Below are 13,708 nucleotides of genomic sequence, written 5' to 3' on the forward strand. Positions count from 1 at the left end.
AGGCAAGGTTCAGGCGTCGATCTTGTCCGATTCGATCTTGAAATTACGTTTCTCAAATTTCACATTGCTCGTCGGGCCATACCATTTGAAGAACAGCTTTTCCGCCTCGCCCGATTTTTCCAGCCCGCGCAACACCTGGTCGACGGCCGTTTTCACGCCCGTCTCACCCTTGCGGATGCCGAAGGCAAACACTTCCTGGCTGATGTTCTGCGGCAGCACAAGGTAATCCTTTTGCGCGGCGCCCAGCTTGGCGTAGTTGTTGAGCAGCGAGACTTCATCGTCGACATAGCCGACACCCTTGCCTTGCTGCAAGCCGAGATAGGCCTGGCCCGCCGTCTCGAACGTCACCACGTCCACGCCGGGCACGGCCTTGCGGATATTCGGTTCCTGCGTGCCGCCCTTGACGGTCAGCACTTTCTTGCCGGCCAGGCCAGCGACCGTCGTGATATTGCTGCTTTTTTTGACCAGCACGCGCTGGCCCGTGTAAAACGTGGAGAGGGAGAAATCGACCAGCGCTTCGCGTTCCTTGTTGTGCGTCAGGGACGCCGTCAGGATGTCGATGCGGCCCTGCTGCAATTCGGGGATACGGGCGGCCACGGCCAATTGCTTGATCACCGGTTTGACGCCCAGGCCCTGGGCGATGGCGCGGCACAGGTCCACTTCATAGCCGACCAGCTGGCGCGACTTGGCGTCGATGAAACTGTTCGGTTCATCCGTGCCCAGGGTGCCGCAGACCAGCTCGCCTTTCGCCTTGATGGCGGCCAGCTGGTCCGCTTGCGCCACCTGCGTGAAAGCGATGGAGGTGAAAAGAAGCGCGGCGAAATGAAGACGGGTCTGCATGGAATTCCTCTGGTGGATAACGAATGCCGCCATTAGACCGCGGCGCCCTTATTTCCAAAAAGGAATCTTTTCACCCTTGCTTATAAGCAAATCATCTAAGAGCCTCTCCGTGCTACCAATGCTGGGCAAAGTTGGGAAATGGCGAGACCATGTGTTCCGGCTCGACGGGCGGCGCCATCCAGTCGCGCGGGTCGACCTGGTAGTACTGCAGCAATTGCGCGTACAGCTCTTCGTGGTGCTCGGCCATCTGGTACGGCTTTTCAAAGAAGGTTTCCGTCGCCACGGCAAAGAATTCGGCGGGATTCGTGGCGCCGTAATGGTCCATCACGCTTTGCTGCTGGAACATGGCGTCGTGGCGCAGCTTGTCGAAGTCGCGCGACAGCACGGTGGCCCAGCTGCGGTAGCTCGACACGCTGGACAGGTAGGGCGCGCCATTCGCGGCGCCCGATTCGCTGTCGAGCTGGTGGGCGAATTCATGCAGCACGACATTATGGCCATCGCTCCAGTTGGCCGCTCCGCGCTGCACGTGGTCCCAGGCCAGCACCACGCGGCCGTCGCCCCAGGATTCGCCCAGCAAGCCGTTGGCAGACGGCGTCACCACGCCGCCCGGTCCCACTTCATCGCGCGTGACGATGAATTCCGTGGGATACACGAGGATGGTGTCGAGCTCGGGATACACCTGCGTCTGGCGGTTCAGCAGCAGCAAACAAGCCTGGCCGGCGATGGTGTAGCGCATCTCGTCCGTGATCTCCAGGCCGCCGCAGCCGACGAATTTCTTTTGATACAGGAATTGCACGACAAGCCGGCGCAGTTGCTGCTGCAGCGGTGCCGGCATGCGCACATACACGGGAATATTCTTTTCCAGCACGGCCAGGCCTTCGGCCGGCAAGGGCCTGGCCAGGGCCCGCTTCAGACGCCAGCGGGGGAACCACAGCGAAAAGACGATGGCGGCCGTGACGAGGGCGATCCACAGGAGCGGGTTCATGCGGAGTCCCGTTTCAGGCAGGGCAGTGGCGGAGACGATAACAGGGCGGCGTAGGCAGACAAGGACAAGCTCCTTCGAATGAACCCGCATCGGAACGGGCGGGCAGTCCAGCCCACATGGGGTTGATTAACATCTTTTCAATCCGCCAAGATCAACGGGCGAGCGCCAACGCCAAAAGCCGGGGTGTTACCCGGCTTTCATTGCAACGTCATAACGCCCGACAACAAGTCGGGTGTTACTCGGCAGATTTCTGCTGTGGTGCTCCGAACAAGGCGGCGACCAGCGGATCGCGCGTCACGGGACCACGGTTGACGCGGATGGCGTAATGCGTGTCATCGGCCAGGATGTGGAAGTGGCGGCCGCTGCCTGCCATGCTTTGCTCGCGCAGGCCGGGACGGTCCTTGCGCGGTGGCGCGCCTTCGCGTTTCGGCTGGACGATGGCGGCCAGGAAGGCGCGCACGCGCTCAGGGTCCGGCGTCAGCTGGTACACTGCCTTGCCCAGGTAGGTGGCGGTGCCTTCGATGTAGCGAGCCAGTTCGATCACGCCCGCTTCGCGCAGGTCGCGGATGTATTTGCGGGCGCCCGATGGCGAAAACTTGAGGAACCAGGCGATTTCGTCGGCCAGCATCTCGTGCAGCGACAATTCGCCGATCAGCTTTTGCATGTTTTCGATGCGACGCAGGGTGGCCGACGTCGAACGCACGCGCTCGATCGGCGCCATGGAAATGGGATTCATGCGTTCCGGGGGGATGGGTGCTGCGCGTTCTACCATTTGCGAGCCTTTTTCGGGGCTACGAAGTTCCTGGTGCGCTGCCTTTAATTCGCTCTTCACGTGAGACTGAGTCATTGCATGCATTTGAATACTCCTTTTAAACGATTGCCGGTAGCCCGGATTGTTAAGTTCTTGGCAATTTTTATGCCAGAGCACCACAAATCCTGAGCGTCTGGGCACAGAATGCCATCCTGCTCCTCACTGGTCTGTGCGTTAACGAACATTAGAAGCAAGAAAGTGAAAAATATTGCCCCACTGAACTCTTTCTCTCGCGGCATCTAAAAATGGCATCTCAAAATGACATCAAAATCCGCTGCATGTCCACTTTGCGCCGCCATGCATGGCGCAAAGTGAAATAGCGAACAGAAGCGAAATCTCCATTGCAATAAATTCAAGCTTCGCACGCGGCGCCCGCCGCCCGCATCGCGAACTTTCGACTCTTGCAAAGGAAACATCATGAAAATGCCTGCCCTGTTGGCCGCCGCCTTGCTCGTCACCCTGTCCGCCTGCAAGAAACCGGCCGAAGCGCCCCTGCCCGAAATGGCGCCCAATCCCGCTTCCGCGCCACAAGTCATGCCTGCCCCCGTCACGCCAGCCATGCCGGAAACCGGCCCGGGCAGCACGACGCCGCCTGCGCCGCTGACCGATCCCGCCACCGCGCCCGCCCTGCCGCCGGCCACGGCGCCGAAGTAAAGCCTGCAGTCGAGGCCGGCACACGGCCTCAGACGGGCGCCCCTGCGGCGCCCCCCCTACTCCACGGGGGAGTTACGCGTTGCCAGCCTGTCTGCAACGCGTTTTTTTACGATTGGAGTCGGCCACGCCATTTAGGTTCACATGCAATGCATCGGCCAGCCGACGGCGAACCCACCGACAAGAATGCGGCAATCCGCACGCCCTTTCCGCTCGCCGTGCGGAAAGGCGGAATATCGCCATTTCCCATTTTCAATAGATTCAAATTAAACCTTTATAAACAATCACTTGCAATAAACGTCAAAATGCGCTCCACTGGCACGGAAGATGCTTTTATATTTTCATAGCCGCCATCAGAGCGGTAGCCTGACCCACTATATAAAATCATCTACCTTTTGGAGACAACAGCATGGCAAGCACCTTCCGCATCTCGTCCTTCCTCAACACCAAGGCACTGGCCGTGGCCGTCGCGCTGGCCGCGCAATTCCCGCTGGCCGTCCATGCGGCCGACCTGGTCCGCCTGGGCAACCTGAAATTCGCCCATTACGGCGCCGTCGCCTACATGAAGGAAATCGCGCCGAAGTACGACTTGAAAATCGAGGAGCGCATCTTCGCCAAGGGTCTCGATATCGTGCCGGCCATGATCGCCGGCGAAATCGACGTGTCGGCCAGCGCGCTGGAAGCGGCCATCACGGGCCGCGCCACGGGCTTGCCCGTGTACCTGGTGGGCGGCTTCGCCAAGGGCGGCGTGCAGATCGTCGGGCGTCCCGACCTGAACATCAAGGGCATCGCCGACCTGAAAGGCAAGAAAGTCGGCGTCACGCGCGGCGGCCCGCAGGAAATCCTGCTGTTTGCCGAGCTGACCAAGGCCAAGCTGACCTGGTCCGACAAGCCGGGCAAGGACGTGCAAATTCTGTACATGGGCTACCCTGACCTGAACCAGGCGCTCTTGACCAAGGATATCGACGTCATGAGCCAGTCCGAGCCCTACTCCACGCAAGCCATCCACAAGAAATACGGCGCGGCCATCATCAAGCCCTACGACACGCCGCTGGGGGAGCCCGTGCGCGCGCTCGTGATGACGGAAAAGATGTACAAGGAAAAGCCGGCCGTGGCCCAGCGCTTCATGGATTGCTTCGTCGCCGCCACGCGCGCCTTCCTGGCCGATCCGAAACTGGCGGAAAAATACGTGCGCGAATCGATGTTCAAGAACCAGATCACGTCCGACGATTACCGCGACGCCATCGACAACGCCATCTTCACGGAAGACATCACGCAGAGCCACGTACAGCTGACCACCGACTACATGGTGAAATTCGGCGTGGGCCGCATGGCCAAGGCGCCTGCCGCCCAGGATTGGGTCAAGCTGGACCTGCTGGAAAAAGCCAAGAAGTCTTACGCACCACGCTAATCTGAAAGTGTCACGATGAATACTCAAATGATGAAACGCTTCGCGCACGGCGCCGCCGTGCCCGTGGCCGTGCTGCTGCTGTGGCAGGCGCTGTCCACGTTCGGCTGGATCAATCCGCAAATTCTGCCCTCGCCCGTGGCCGTGGTGGTGAAGTGGTATGAATACCTGATTCCCATGCAGGCGTACACGCCCGAAGCGGGCAATTACCTGGTGTGGATGTTCTCCGGCGAACTGCCGCACGACGCCTGGGCCAGCCTGTCGCGCGTGCTGGGCGGCTTCGCCATCGGCGCCGGCCTGGCCTTGCCGCTGGGCCTGTTGATGGGCACCAACAAGACCATCTATAAACTGTTCGATCCGCTGGTGCAGGTGCTGCGCCCGATTCCGCCGATCGCCTACATTCCGCTGGCGATCCTGTGGTTCGGCCTGGGCAACCCGCCCGCCTTTTTCCTGATCAGCATCGGTTCCTTCTTCCCCGTGCTGATGAATACCATCGCCGGCGTGCGCCAGGTCGACGGCATCTACATTCGCGCCGCGCGCAACCTGGGCGCCAGCCAGATGACGATGTTCCGCCGCGTCATCCTGCCGGCCGCCACGCCCTACATCCTGGCCGGCGCGCGCATCGGCATGGGCACGGCCTTCATCGTCGTGATCGTGGCGGAAATGATCGCCGTCAACAGCGGCCTCGGTTTCCGCATCCTGGAGGCACGCGAGTACTTCTGGTCCGACAAGATTATCGCCGGCATGTTCACCATCGGCCTGTTCGGCCTGGCCATCGATATCGCCATGAATGCCCTGAATAATCATTTGCTGCAGTGGCACCGCGGCCTGGAACACTGAGAGGAACGGCCATGACCACGATCAATATCAATGCAGTCAATAAAATCTTCACCACGGGCGGCGCGGACGTCATCGCCCTGAAGGATATCAACCTGGAAATCGCCAGCGGCGAATTCATCTGCCTGCTGGGGCCGTCCGGCTGCGGCAAGTCGACCCTCTTGAACGCCATCGCCGGCTTTTCGCAGCCGACGTCGGGCCAGATCCTGGCCGGCGGCAAGCTGATCACCGAGCCCGGTCCCGACCGCGGCATGGTGTTCCAGGAATATGCGCTGTTCCCATGGATGACCATCGAAAGCAATATCGCTTTCGGCCTGGAAATCGCCGGCAAGACGCCGGCCGAGATCAGGGAGCGGGTCGACATGCTGCTGAGCATGCTGGGCTTGACGGAATTCCGTGCCCGCTACCCGAAAGACCTGTCCGGCGGCATGCGCCAGCGCGTGGCGATCGCCCGCGTGCTGGCCCTCGATTCGCCGATCATGCTGATGGACGAGCCGTTCGGCGCGCTGGACGCCTTGACGCGGCGCAACCTGCAAGATGAATTGCTGAAAATCTGGAAAGTCTTCGGCACCACCATCGTCTTCGTCACGCACTCGATCGAGGAATCGATCTACCTGGCCGACCGTACCATCGTCATGACCTACCGTCCCGGCACCATCAAGCGCGACGTGGCCATCGAACTGCCCCGCCCGCGCGACCCGAGCGCCCCCGAGTTCAACCGCTTGAAACGCATGCTGGGCGAGATGGTGATGGAAGAGCAGCAACGCCATCACAATGCGGAAACCATGGCAAGTACAGCGGATTAGTCGTCGTGCGGCCAAACCCGAAAGCAAGTGCCGGGGTCGGACCTTAAGGTCCGACCCCAGTCCTCGACTTGCGGGTTTCAGCTACGGTTTTGTCAGACACTGCAACTTTGCATGTCATTCATAAATCAGGATTCACCCATTCGGGTGAATCCCGCCGTACACTACCATTCCTTCTTTGCGGCACACGCAAGCTTAACCCGACACACGGAGCACCATGGCATTCGGCAAATGGACCCTGAGACCCGCGCTCGGCCCCCTGCTGGCCGTGGGCTCGCTGGTCGTGCTGACGTGGGCCTCGTATGCCTGGGTGCAGCAGCGCCAGCTCGATGAATTGCACCGCACCCTCGATTCGCGCGCGGAACTGTATGCGGCGTCCATCGGCGGCGCCCTCAACAAGTACGAATTCCTGCCCCTGGCCGTGGCCCAAAGCGATGCCGTGGCGCAATTGCTGGAACAGCCCAGCGCCGACAAGGTCACGCAGATCAACGCCTACCTGGTCGACATGAACCGCCGCGCGGGCGCCTTTGCCGTCTACGTGCTCGATGACAAGGGCACGACCCTGGCGTCGAGCAACTGGCAAGACCGCAGCTCGTATGTGGGCGTCAACTATGGCTTCCGGCCCTACTTCAAGGATGCGTTCGCGGGCGGCATCGGCCGCTTCTACGGCATCGGCTTTTCCACCTTCGAGGCCGGCTATTTCATTTCGCAGCCCGTGCAGCGCGACGGGCGCATCCTCGGCATCGTCGCCGCCAAGGTCAACCTGGACTGGATCGAACAATCGTGGCGCACGCCCGGCGCGGGTGAACAGATCTGGGTCAAGGATGCGAATGGCGTGGTCATCCTGGCCACCACACCCGCCTTCAAGTTCAAGACCCTGGCGCCCTTGTCGCCGGCCGCCAAGAAAGACATCAGCGAACAACGCCAGTTCCTGCAAGAAAACCTGTCCATCTTGCCGCACCAGGTGCGGCGCCAGTTCGCCGACGGCGCCAGCGTCATGACCCTGGAGCGGCCGCAGGCTGGCGACACGTCGGCCCTGTCCGGCAACGACAAGGTGAACTATCTGGCCGTGAACCGAGCGCTGGGCCCGCTGCAATGGCAAATCACCGTGCTGGCCGAGCTCGACCAGGTCGACGAGGCGGCGCGCAACGCGGCCATCGCCGCCGCGCTGGGCTGGGCCCTGCTGCTGCTGGCCCTGATGTATGCGCGCCAGCGGCGGCGCCGCATCGCCGACAAGCTCAATGCGCAGCAGACCCTGGCGCGCGCCTATGAACAGCTGGAAATCAAGGTCGAGCAGCGCACGGCCGACCTCGTGCATGCGAACGGCCGCCTGCAGGCGGAAGTCGCCGAGCGCGAGCGGGCCGAGCAAACCTTGCGCTATGCCCAGGCGGAACTGGTGCAAAGCGGCAAACTGGCGGCCATCGGCCAGATGGCGGCCGGCGTCACGCACGAGCTGAACCAGCCGCTGGCCGCCCTGCAGACGTTTTCCGACAATGCCAAGGTGTTTCTGGCGCGGGGACGCATCGACGATGCGCTCGACAACCTGTCGACCATTTCCGACCTCGTCAAGCGGCTCGGCTATGTGACCTCGCAGCTGAAAGGCTTCGCGCGGCGCAGCGACGATGCGCGCAAGCCCGTCAGCGTGCGCCAGGCGTTTGCGCAAACCATGCTGCAGATGCGCACGCGCAAGAACTCGCAGCGCCTGACCCTACATGAAAGCTGGCTGGAGGACGACATCATCGTGCTGTGCAACGCCATCGGCCTGGAACAGGTGTTCACCAACCTGATCACGAACGCCATGGATGCCGTGCCGGAAAGCGAACCCGTGCAGATATGGTTCCAGGTGCGCCGCGAAGGCGACCTCGCCGTGCTGCGTATCACCGATAATGGCCCCGGCATCCCGCTGGCCTCGCTCGACAAGATCTTCGACCCCTTCTATACCACCAAGGAACACGGGCTGGGCTTGGGATTGTCGATCAGCGCTGGCATACTGCGCGCGGCCGGCAGCACATTGGCCGTGCGCAACCGCAGCGCGCAGGAAGGGGGCGGCGCGCAATTTACCATCACCCTGAGCTGCGCCCCGGGGGAAAAGAACAAAGAGACAGAGGAAACACCCGATGCACGAGAATAATTTTGAAGGCATGCAAGTGCTGCTGGTGGAAGATGACGCCGTCGTGCGCAAGGGCGCCCGGCAATCGCTGGAACTGGCGGGCTTGCAAGTGACGGCCGTGGCCACGGCCGAGGAAGCGCTGCCCTACCTGGTGCCGGAATTCGCCGGCATTTTATTGAGCGACATCAAGCTGCCCGCCATGGATGGCTTGAAACTGCTCGATATCGCCGTGGCGCAGGATGCCAGCCTGCCCGTCATCCTCGTCACGGGCCACGGCGACGTGTCGATGGCCGTGGGTGCCATGCGCCGTGGCGCGTATGACTTCATCGAAAAACCGTTTTCCGCCGACTTGCTGGTGGAAGTGTGCCGCCGCGCCCTCGATAAACGCCATCTGGTGCTGGAAAACATGAATTTGCGCCGCCAGCTTGAGCAGCGCGTCGGCATCGAGGCGCGCATCGTGGGCCGCAGCGCGGCCATGGCCAAGGTACGCCAGCTGGTGCTGAACCTGGCGCCCAAGTCGGCCGACATCATCATCCTCGGCGAAACGGGGACTGGCAAGGAACTCATCGCGCGCTGCCTGCACGACTTTAGCGAGCGGCGCGACCACCCGTTCGTGGCGATCAACTGCGGCGCCCTGCCCGAATCGATTTTTGAGTCGGAACTGTTCGGCCACGAGGAAGGGGCGTTCACGGGTGCGCAGCGCCAGCGCATCGGCAAGATCGAATACGCCAACGGCGGCACCCTGTTCCTCGATGAAATCGAAAGCATGCCGCTGGCCCTGCAAGTCAAGCTGCTGCGCGTGCTGCAGGAGCGCCAAGTCGAACGCCTGGGCTCGAACAAGCTCATTTCCGTGAATTTCCGCGTGATCGCCGCCGCCAAGGAAGATTTGAGTGTCCTGGCGGAACAGGGAAAATTCCGTCCCGACCTGTATTACCGCCTGAACGTGGCCAGCCTGACCCTGCCCGCCCTGCGCAACCGGCGCGAGGATATCCCCCTGCTGTTCGAATTTTTCGTGCTGCAGGCGGCCTTGCGCTATGGCCAGCCGGCCGCCCTCGTCAGCGGCGAACTGATCGCCTCCCTGATGGCGCAGCGCTGGGCCGGCAACGTGCGCGAACTGCACAACGTGGCCGACCGCTTCGTCCTCGGTTTGCTGGACGACACCCTCAGCCCGGCCGGCTGCCGCGAGGCGTCGCTGGCCGAGCAGGTGGACACCTTCGAGATTTCCATCATCGAGGAAGCCTTGCGCCGCCACAACGGCAACGTCATCGACGCGGCCGCCAGCCTGAATATCCCGAAGAAAACCCTGTACGACAAGCTCAAGCGATTTGATATCTCGACGGAACAATTCCGATAAGCACTAGCAACTAGCCGACACAGCCATGAGGCGGCGTCCTACCCGCGCGGGCGGTCTGCTGTGTGAGAATGCAAGCTCATCTCAACGCTCGCACAGGACACCGCCATGAAAACCGCCGCTCTCTTGCTGGCCGCCACCCTGATGACCGTGGGCGGCGCCTGGGTGCAAGCCCAGTCGACGACCAATGTCAACCAGACGGGCAACCACACCAACAATCCCAACGACCCGGGCCAGCAATCGGACCAGTCCGACAAGCTGGACAACAAGGGCAAGCTGATCCACGACGGCAAGGCCAGCAAAACCCGTACGGACAAGCGCAGCCGCCGCGGCAAGCCCGTCGCCACCTCGGACACCCCGGCCGCCAGCGGAGCGGCCACCTCGCCGCCAGCGACACCGGCGGCACCGACCCGCTAAGTCCGCCGCCAGCGCTGCGCCACATTGCTTCCAAGCACGCTATCATCCCGCCTTTACAAGATAGTCAGGATGGCAATGAAAGCAGCATGGCAAACGATGGTGGCGGCAGGCGTATTGGCCGCCGCGGGTGCACAGGCGGCGCCCACGGTGGGCGAGTGCATGGAACTGACGACGGGCGTCAAGTTCAGCAAGAACAATGGCGACGCGCAAGTCAACGTCGAGGAACTGTTCGAAGGGAAGAAGCTCAAGGGCACGCAGCTGATCCTCGACGGCGGCGTGCTGCTGGCCACGTCCTACCAGGACATCCGCGACGGCCAGGTCTTCCTGACGGGCACGATCCATTACAACGAAGACGGCACCGTGCGCAGCAAGAACGTCTACGCCCCGCAATCGGCCATCCCCGCCAAGATGCGCCCCGGCCAGGAAGTGCGCGTGCGGTTCACGGACACGCAAACGAGCACCCACTATCCGCTGGCCGGCCTGTCCGACAAGATCACCACCTCCACGCGCACGGACGAGCGCAACTTTTCCATCACCTTCCTGGGCTGGGAACGCCTGGAACTGGGCGGCCGCCGCTTCCCCGACGCCTGCAAGTTCGAACTGCATGACGTCGGTAGCAAGAGCCGTGGCAAAAGCGGCGAATACGTGTGGTACGCGCAAGGTTTCGGCGTGATCATGACGGACAAGCTGGACAAGGATGGCGAGGTGCAGCCGGCGTACCGCATAGCGCTGACGAAGATCCTCAGTGCGCCGTAATTTTTGGCAATATTTGCGCTAGAATCGCTGACACACACTTTTTTAGGAAGCCATGTCGCCCATCGAACGCAAATGGTGGTTCATGCTGCCCGTCATGACGGTTGCCGCCGTCGCCACGATGTTCCTGCTCGATAGTGCCCACGTGCCACACACGAACCCGTTCGCGCGCGGCCTGATTTTCGGCCTATGCTTTGTGGCGCTGCACCGGGGCCTGTCGTTCTGTGTCTGGCTCGGTTTGCTGTGGGGCGCGCCGGGGTTGGCCGACAAGACGCTGGCCAAGCGGTAGCGCCATCGTTCCCGGCATCACTGCCATCTTTTCCGCAAAGTTTGCGTCAGCGCAATTAATCAGCCGTTTCGCCCCTCTACACTGACCTGTCTGGCCAGCATGGAGCGGCGATGGCGTATCCTAAACTTCCCTACACCAGCGGCAAGCGTACCGCCCTGCTGCACTGCGACCGCATGCAGGAAGCCATCGTGCGCATCCGCCCGGAGCTGCCCGGCAATGTGATCGTCATCCATGGCGTCAATGACGTGGGCACCAGCTTTGGCGCCGTGGAAAAGGGCCTGTGCCAGGGACTCGATGCGCGCATGTACGGCGGCGGCCATGTTTTCACCCCGGCCACCTACCGCCTGCCGCAGGAGGCCGACAAGCGTGCAACCATCGCCGATCCGGACGCCATCTTTTTCAAGCGCCAGCCTGATGACACGACGTACAACCCCGTGATCCCGTTTTACTGGGGCTATCGCGAACAAGGCAACGCCAGCAAAGTGGTCAACGGCCAGAACACGGACCGCTACGGCAATCGCCTGGACAAGGATATGTCGAAGAACGGCGGCCCGTTCGGTAACGCCACCAACACCCTGCCCGACATGTGGAACAAGGGGCTGTTCTCTCCGTACGACGTGGGCGGCGACCCCGTGCGGCCCCTGATGACGGCGCCGGGCCGCATGTACATGGTGCTGGCGGCCAAGCGCCTGGCGGCCCTGATCGCCATGATCCGCGATTACGACAGCAACGATGTGGTGTCCATCGTCGCGCACAGCCAGGGCTGCCTGATCTCGCTGCTGGCGCAAGCCTTCCTGCTCGACGAGGGCAAGCGCCCCGCCGACACGCTGATTCTCACGCATCCACCCTACAGCCTGGTGGAAGACACGACGATGTTTTTCGGCGCGGCGGAAGCGAGCCGCATCTTTGGCGGCGGCCAGGATGCGGCGATGGCAGAGCAATACGACACCATCGACAACCGCCAGACCCTGCATGCGCGCCTGCAAACCCTCGTCCAGATCGTGCAAGGCGTGGTGGCAAAAAAGCACGCCACGCCCGCCTTTGCGCAGATCAAGGATCACACGATATGCCATGGCATGGCGGGCGCGGCGTGGCGCGCGGAAACGGACCGCGACAACCGGGGCAAGGTGTATCTGTACTTCTGTCCCGAAGACATGACTGTCGCGCTGGACAATATGCAGGGCATCGGCTGGCAAGGCATACCCGACCACATCGACGGTCATGGCTTGTCCAAGACCAAGGGCAAGACGGCCAAAAGCATCTGGGGCGACGGCCCCACCTACTGGGAAAAGGAATTCCAGCGCCGCCAGCCGCTGGCGGAGCTGGGCAAGGGGTTTTACCAGCGCGTGTTTACCAACAAACAACGCCCCGATGCGGCCGGCAAGAATCGCGGGCCGGTGCTGGTGGGCCAGCCGCCGCATGACTTCGCCCTGCGCCTGGAAGGCGAGGACGACCATGCCCATGTGGCGGGCGCCAACCGCGGTCATCGGGGCAACCATGCCGAGACACAATGGCCGCCCGTCAAACCCGCAAAATGGAATATCTTTTCAACGGAAGCTGGACGGCGCGAAGGCTTGCGCACGATTAATGGTGAAGCGCTGCGCGTGCCCAAGGCGGCCGTGCTGGACGGCGGCGAGATCCGCCCTGGGCAGTTCCGAAGGATTCCGATCAGGCCAGGCTGCCGCGCGGCCAGCAAGGACCGTGCGAGGAAGTCGACCCGATCGACGCGGCCATCGCGGTGACCAGCAAGCAAGGTTTGCGCATGCGCAAGCAGGAAATCATCGCCGACCCGCGTCCGCTACAACACCGCATTCCCGAATTCGGCGCCGGCATGTTCGGCGCGGGCCAGCGCGAGCAAGTGGAAAAGGCCCTGAACCTTGGCAAGGAAGCGGGCGACCAATGCAAGCTCGACCGCGTCTCGCGCCATCCGGGCGGCGGCGACAGGCTGCTTGTCGACCGCGAAGAGACTCCGAACGAGGCGCGCAAGCGCTGGCAGAACGAGGTCAGCTCCAAATCCTTCCACGGCGCCATCATCGGCAACGCGGAAAACCACCGCAACGTGACGGCGTATGACGTGGCCATCGGCAGCGGGAAGGCAAGCAGTGATCCGCTGTTTTACCAGTATTTGTGTGCAGTGGCGGATTGGCGGTTGAAAAGGAATGACAAAATACCGCGCCCATCGATATTGAAGTGGGATACCTTCGCAAAAAAATTCGCGGTCTACTTGTCTGCAGAACCACCGAGACGCAGGCAGATTATCGAGGGCAATGCTGACTACTACAGCTCGGGTGAATTACCCGCCTGGCTACCTGCCCTGCAGGCTGGGCTGCCCTCCACCGTCGTATGTGAAACAGTCATCGGCATGCGCACTGAAACGGCCCTTGCTCCAGTCGCCCACAAGCCAAGCGACGATATCCCAAAATGAAAAGTGCATCTCCACGCTTACGATATCC

The 13,708-nt window shown here is 62.0% G+C and carries 14 protein-coding genes; 11 read left to right on the forward strand and 3 right to left on the reverse strand.

Annotated features, from left to right (window positions below):
• Window positions 1–9: 9 nt before the first annotated feature.
• From J0O65_RS16370 to J0O65_RS16380, 3 genes are all read right to left on the reverse strand, one after another.
• Window positions 10–840 (reverse strand): transporter substrate-binding domain-containing protein, encoded by an 831-nt coding sequence (locus J0O65_RS16370; RefSeq protein ID WP_215408276.1) that lies wholly within the window; start codon window positions 838–840, stop codon window positions 10–12.
• A 112-nt stretch (window positions 841–952) separates the two neighbouring features.
• Complete coding sequence (locus tag J0O65_RS16375; RefSeq protein ID WP_215408278.1) at window positions 953–1,825, reverse strand: M90 family metallopeptidase; 873 nt, start codon at window positions 1,823–1,825, stop codon at window positions 953–955.
• A gap of 235 nt (window positions 1,826–2,060) precedes the next feature.
• A complete protein-coding gene (locus J0O65_RS16380; protein WP_223278908.1) occupies window positions 2,061–2,561 on the reverse strand; it encodes a winged helix-turn-helix domain-containing protein in 501 nt (166 codons plus the stop codon).
• A gap of 492 nt (window positions 2,562–3,053) precedes the next feature.
• Between J0O65_RS16380 and J0O65_RS16385 the strand changes: the two genes are divergently transcribed.
• The 11 genes from J0O65_RS16385 to J0O65_RS16435 all read left to right on the forward strand — a co-directional run bounded on the left by J0O65_RS16385 (window position 3,054) and on the right by J0O65_RS16435 (window position 13,680).
• Entirely contained in the window at window positions 3,054–3,290 is a 237-nt protein-coding gene (locus tag J0O65_RS16385) for a hypothetical protein (RefSeq protein ID WP_215408280.1), read from the forward strand.
• 406 nt (window positions 3,291–3,696) lie between these two features.
• Window positions 3,697–4,698, forward strand: a complete 1,002-nt coding sequence (locus J0O65_RS16390; protein WP_215408282.1) for an ABC transporter substrate-binding protein — start codon at window positions 3,697–3,699, stop codon at window positions 4,696–4,698.
• Between the two features lie 27 nt (window positions 4,699–4,725).
• On the forward strand, window positions 4,726–5,535 hold the full coding sequence (locus tag J0O65_RS16395) for an ABC transporter permease (RefSeq protein ID WP_502793566.1): 810 nt from the start codon (window positions 4,726–4,728) through the stop codon (window positions 5,533–5,535).
• An 11-nt stretch (window positions 5,536–5,546) separates the two neighbouring features.
• On the forward strand, window positions 5,547–6,338 hold the full coding sequence (locus J0O65_RS16400) for an ABC transporter ATP-binding protein (RefSeq protein ID WP_215408286.1): 792 nt from the start codon (window positions 5,547–5,549) through the stop codon (window positions 6,336–6,338).
• Between the two features lie 214 nt (window positions 6,339–6,552).
• Window positions 6,553–8,466 (forward strand): sensor histidine kinase, encoded by a 1,914-nt coding sequence (locus J0O65_RS16405; protein WP_215408288.1) that lies wholly within the window; start codon window positions 6,553–6,555, stop codon window positions 8,464–8,466.
• On the forward strand, window positions 8,453–9,799 hold the full coding sequence (locus tag J0O65_RS16410; RefSeq protein ID WP_215408290.1) for a sigma-54-dependent transcriptional regulator: 1,347 nt from the start codon (window positions 8,453–8,455) through the stop codon (window positions 9,797–9,799). The genes J0O65_RS16405 and J0O65_RS16410 overlap by 14 nt, the downstream gene beginning before the upstream one ends.
• Window positions 9,800–9,904: 105 nt before the next feature.
• Window positions 9,905–10,213 (forward strand): hypothetical protein, encoded by a 309-nt coding sequence (locus J0O65_RS16415; RefSeq protein ID WP_215408292.1) that lies wholly within the window; start codon window positions 9,905–9,907, stop codon window positions 10,211–10,213.
• A gap of 75 nt (window positions 10,214–10,288) precedes the next feature.
• Window positions 10,289–10,969: a hypothetical protein gene (locus J0O65_RS16420; protein ID WP_215408294.1), complete on the forward strand. Its 681-nt coding sequence runs from the start codon at window positions 10,289–10,291 to the stop codon at window positions 10,967–10,969.
• Between the two features lie 52 nt (window positions 10,970–11,021).
• Window positions 11,022–11,255, forward strand: coding sequence for a hypothetical protein (locus tag J0O65_RS16425; protein ID WP_086138597.1), 234 nt, complete (start codon window positions 11,022–11,024; stop codon window positions 11,253–11,255).
• A gap of 110 nt (window positions 11,256–11,365) precedes the next feature.
• Window positions 11,366–12,997, forward strand: coding sequence for a T6SS effector phospholipase Tle3 domain-containing protein (locus tag J0O65_RS16430; protein WP_215408296.1), 1,632 nt, complete (start codon window positions 11,366–11,368; stop codon window positions 12,995–12,997).
• Between the two features lie 20 nt (window positions 12,998–13,017).
• The gene (locus J0O65_RS16435; protein ID WP_251373784.1) at window positions 13,018–13,680 is read left to right on the forward strand and encodes an effector protein Tle3 domain-containing protein; all 663 of its coding nucleotides are present in this window, start codon (window positions 13,018–13,020) and stop codon (window positions 13,678–13,680) included.
• Window positions 13,681–13,708: the final 28 nt, after the last annotated feature.

The sequence above is a fragment of the Janthinobacterium sp. JC611 genome (assembly GCF_018682595.1).
Classification (GTDB): domain Bacteria; phylum Pseudomonadota; class Gammaproteobacteria; order Burkholderiales; family Burkholderiaceae_D; genus Janthinobacterium.

Excerpts from the sequence above, each read along its gene's own strand:
- J0O65_RS16415 (WP_215408292.1), top strand. The coding sequence starts at position 9,905 with ATGAAAACCGCCGCTCTCTTGCTGGCCGCCACCCTGATGACCGTGGGC.
- J0O65_RS16405 (WP_215408288.1), top strand. The coding sequence starts at position 6,553 with ATGGCATTCGGCAAATGGACCCTGAGACCCGCGCTCGGCCCCCTGCTG.
- J0O65_RS16410 (WP_215408290.1), top strand. The coding sequence starts at position 8,453 with ATGCACGAGAATAATTTTGAAGGCATGCAAGTGCTGCTGGTGGAAGAT.
- J0O65_RS16425 (WP_086138597.1), top strand. The coding sequence starts at position 11,022 with ATGTCGCCCATCGAACGCAAATGGTGGTTCATGCTGCCCGTCATGACG.
- J0O65_RS16370 (WP_215408276.1), bottom strand. The coding sequence starts at position 840 with ATGCAGACCCGTCTTCATTTCGCCGCGCTTCTTTTCACCTCCATCGCT.
- J0O65_RS16435 (WP_251373784.1), top strand. The coding sequence starts at position 13,018 with ATGCGCAAGCAGGAAATCATCGCCGACCCGCGTCCGCTACAACACCGC.
- J0O65_RS16400 (WP_215408286.1), top strand. The coding sequence starts at position 5,547 with ATGACCACGATCAATATCAATGCAGTCAATAAAATCTTCACCACGGGC.
- J0O65_RS16395 (WP_502793566.1), top strand. The coding sequence starts at position 4,726 with ATGATGAAACGCTTCGCGCACGGCGCCGCCGTGCCCGTGGCCGTGCTG.
- J0O65_RS16380 (WP_223278908.1), bottom strand. The coding sequence starts at position 2,561 with ATGAATCCCATTTCCATGGCGCCGATCGAGCGCGTGCGTTCGACGTCG.
- J0O65_RS16385 (WP_215408280.1), top strand. The coding sequence starts at position 3,054 with ATGAAAATGCCTGCCCTGTTGGCCGCCGCCTTGCTCGTCACCCTGTCC.
- J0O65_RS16375 (WP_215408278.1), bottom strand. The coding sequence starts at position 1,825 with ATGAACCCGCTCCTGTGGATCGCCCTCGTCACGGCCGCCATCGTCTTT.
- J0O65_RS16430 (WP_215408296.1), top strand. The coding sequence starts at position 11,366 with ATGGCGTATCCTAAACTTCCCTACACCAGCGGCAAGCGTACCGCCCTG.
- J0O65_RS16390 (WP_215408282.1), top strand. The coding sequence starts at position 3,697 with ATGGCAAGCACCTTCCGCATCTCGTCCTTCCTCAACACCAAGGCACTG.
- J0O65_RS16420 (WP_215408294.1), top strand. The coding sequence starts at position 10,289 with ATGAAAGCAGCATGGCAAACGATGGTGGCGGCAGGCGTATTGGCCGCC.